The sequence below is a fragment of the Aquimarina sp. I32.4 genome (assembly GCF_002924285.1).
GTDB lineage: Bacteria > Bacteroidota > Bacteroidia > Flavobacteriales > Flavobacteriaceae > Aquimarina.
On sequence record NZ_PGUB01000200.1, the window covers coordinates 1 to 3,483 of the forward strand.

At 32.5% G+C, this 3,483-nt stretch carries 3 protein-coding genes; all 3 read right to left on the bottom strand.

The window, feature by feature from the left end:
* Positions 1 to 117: 117 nt before the first annotated feature.
* The 3 genes from CVD18_RS21830 to CVD18_RS21840 all read right to left on the bottom strand — a co-directional run bounded on the left by CVD18_RS21830 (position 118) and on the right by CVD18_RS21840 (position 3,263).
* Positions 118 to 957, bottom strand: a complete 840-nt coding sequence (locus CVD18_RS21830) for an alpha/beta hydrolase (RefSeq protein ID WP_103867573.1) — start codon at positions 955 to 957, stop codon at positions 118 to 120.
* A gap of 167 nt (positions 958 to 1,124) precedes the next feature.
* Positions 1,125 to 1,691 (bottom strand): hypothetical protein, encoded by a 567-nt coding sequence (locus CVD18_RS21835; protein WP_103867574.1) that lies wholly within the window; start codon positions 1,689 to 1,691, stop codon positions 1,125 to 1,127.
* A 42-nt stretch (positions 1,692 to 1,733) separates the two neighbouring features.
* Complete coding sequence (locus tag CVD18_RS21840; protein WP_103867575.1) at positions 1,734 to 3,263, bottom strand: helicase HerA-like domain-containing protein; 1,530 nt, start codon at positions 3,261 to 3,263, stop codon at positions 1,734 to 1,736.
* Positions 3,264 to 3,483 lie beyond the last annotated feature (220 nt).

The following is a 3,483-nucleotide window of genomic DNA, read 5'->3' on the forward strand; positions in this document are numbered from 1 at the left end:
TAATTGGCACAGTTTGATCCGAAATCACTGGCATCATAACTCCGAAATTACTGGCACAAAACGAACCGAAGTATCCAATTGTACCTGAAAAAATATTTTGATTAACAGTATAGCAGACTATGCTTTTAAAAAATCAAGAATTATAGTGTCTACTTCATCAAAAAATAGAGAATGCCCATAGTTTTCTGTACTGATAAATTGAACACCATTCCAGTTTTGACTGATGCTTTCTGCTTCAGAATATGGTGCAATGTCATCATTTTTATCATGAATCAATAGGCCTTTTTGCGTTAAGTTTCTAGAGAATTCAGAAATCGAAAATTCTTCAAAATAAAAGCCATGCTTATTTTTGAAATATTGATCTAAGGCAGTCATAAACTTAGAAGATAGTTTTAATGTATCTTGATACTCTGTCATGATTCTTGATAACTCTGATGGGGGAGCTAGCACAACTAATTTTTCTATCTCATTATTAGGGTAGGAGTATTGATGAAAAATAGTAGCCATTCCACCTACAGAGTGGCCCATGACATAATTAGGTCTATATAACTCAATCACTTTTTGTAAGCACTTTGTGTATAAAGGAATGTTTAGTATTTTACCTGATGAGTTACCATGAGCTGGAGCATCAAAAGCAATGATATTGTAGTTTTTTTCTTGTAACTTTTTGATCAATGTTTTCCATCGGTGTGTATTACTTTCCCATCCGTGAACGAGTAAAATTGTTTCTCCTGTGTTTGCCCATCTATACGTTTGAATATGAGTAGAACTTATCAAGATAGTTTCGTCTTCGGCTTTCTCAAGAAAATATTCTTGTTCTGGTTGCACTTTTCCTTTTCTTGGAGTACAAAATAGAATGTATGCCTTATGAATTGCTTTTTTTGGATAAAATAGGAAAAGGCATTGAATATATTTTCCTATGATAAGAGGTAGGTATTTTTTATATTTTTCTTTCATTCATCTTCACGTTGTACTGTTTCTACTATGTGTGTAAAAGTATCTATATTCCTCTTGAAGAAAAAGTATTGATGTATCGTTTTTGATTATAGTAGATACATAAAAAAATTTGATATAAACTTTCCTTTATCGTTTTATGAGTAAAGGAAAGTTTATAGGTACTATCTTTAGTTAACGTCCCAGCTTATCCAGAAATGTTTGATTTTTGCCGATTCTGGAATATCAGTGGTTTGTATTTCTATATCGGTGGATTGTCTGAATTTTTGAGGAAGCTCTTTTTTATCAATAGTAAAATATGCTTGGATACTGTCTACAAATATTACAGCTGTACTTAATGTGTTATTAATTTTTGAAATGGTGTAGTTGTCATTAATGTCCTTGAAAGTACTATGAGAAGATAACCCAGAAACTGTTTTGTATCTTGGATCTATAATTTGTATGTTCTCTATAGTAGAACTAAGATTTGCTTCTTCTTTGGGCTCTAAGACTAGGAGTTTTGTTCCACCTTTTTCAAAAATTTCAATTTCGTTTGTGCTATTTAAATACTGATCTCCAGCAGTTCTTTTTGCAATAGAATCATTTGCAAAAACAGAATCCAATTCTTTGACCTGTATCTCATTGGTCAATAGCCCTATTCTATTGGTTGCTATTTCAAAAGGGTTTTGTTGTTGCTCTTTTTTACAGCTTGTAATAATCAATACAACAAGAAGGATTTTTAAAAATATTTTAGTCATAATTAAGATGGTTAAATGCTTTATATGTAGAGATAACGTAAATTATTTTAATAACTTATTTAATACTCCTAGAGCACCTCTTATAAAAGTTGCACTAGTGAGTACCTTTATAATAGCTTTTTCGGTAGTACTAGTTCTTCGGCTTCTCGTACGTGAGGAACTTTTGTTGAGTTTTTCTCTCTCTTTTTTTGCTGCAGCTTTTGCTTCTTCTGCTTCTGCTTTTTCTATTTTTTCATTCAAAAGCTCATATGCACTCTCTCTATCAATCTCTTTATTATATTTAGGAATAAGTTTTGATTTTTTGAGTACATCTTTTAATTCGTTTTCATTCAATATATCCATTCGGCTCATTGGTGCTCGTAGCATGGTAGCGGCAAGAGGAGTAGGGCGTCCTTTTTCATCAAGAGCAGATACCAGTGCTTCTCCTATACCTAATGAGGTAAGTATTTCTTTGGTGTCATAGTACTCTGAAATAGGGTAGTTTTCTGCAGTAAGTTTGATAGCTTTTCTGTCTTTTGCAGTAAATGCTCTAAGTGCATGTTGCACTTTTAGACCTAGCTGACTCAATACTCCATCTGGAATATCTGTAGGGTTTTGGGTTACAAAATAAAGACCAACGCCCTTTGATCGTATAAGTTTGACAATACTTTCTATTTGGCCCATAAGCGCATTAGAAGCTTCTTTAAAAATCAAGTGTGCTTCATCTAGAAAAATTACTAATTCAGGCCTTCCACTATCTCCTTGTTCAGGAAAAGTACCGTATATTTCTGCAAGAAGACTCAGCATAAAAGTAGAAAACAACTTGGGTTTATCTTGTATGTCTGTTAATCTAATAATATTGATTATACCTCTTCCGTTTTCATCAATCCTACATAAATCCTGAACCTCAAATGATTTTTCGCCAAAGAATTGATCTGCACCTTGTTGTTCAAGTTCCACTATTTTACGTAAAATAGATCCAGTAGAAGCAGTAGAAATACGACCATAATCTTTTTCTAATTCCTTTTTTCCTTCTTGAGTAGCAAACTGTAAAACTTTTTTTAGATCCTTTAAGTCTAATAGTGGTAGTTTGTTATCATCACAATATTTGAATATAACAGAAATAATTCCTGCTTGAGTAGTTGTTACATCAAGAATTCTGGATAATAATACAGGTCCAAATTCACTTACTGTTGCTCTAAGTCTTACCCCATCTTGATCAGATAGAGATAGAATTTCTACAGGAAAATTTTTGGCTTCAAAAGGAATTCCGATTTTCTGATGGCGTTCATCGATTTTAGGATGCCCTGGGCTTGCAGCCGCAATTCCACTTAAATCCCCTTTTATGTCCATCAAAAGTACAGGGATTCCTTGTTCGCTTAGATTTTCAGCTATTACTTGTAGCGTTTTGGTTTTTCCTGTACCTGTTGCTCCAGCTATCAACCCATGACGGTTTAATGTCTTTAAAGGTATTTTTACATGAGCATCGGTTATCGTTTCGCCATTATACATAGCTGCTCCCATGGTTAGAAAATCACCTTTGGTGGTGTATCCTTTATTTATATGATCTAGAAATGCCTGATTATCACTCATAATTAGAAATAATTTTGCATAAAAATAGGAATCTTAACTTTTCTATAGAAATTATACGTTATTTTTAATACAAAGTAAAATTGTAGCTCTTTATAAAAATGGTATTAAAATCAGTTTTGAAGTTATGGCTAAACAAGAAAAATAATATGCTTATCCTTATGTTTCCCTATTACTTGGTATCTTTAAAGTATGAAATTAATTGAGTTTTTTAAGCATTATC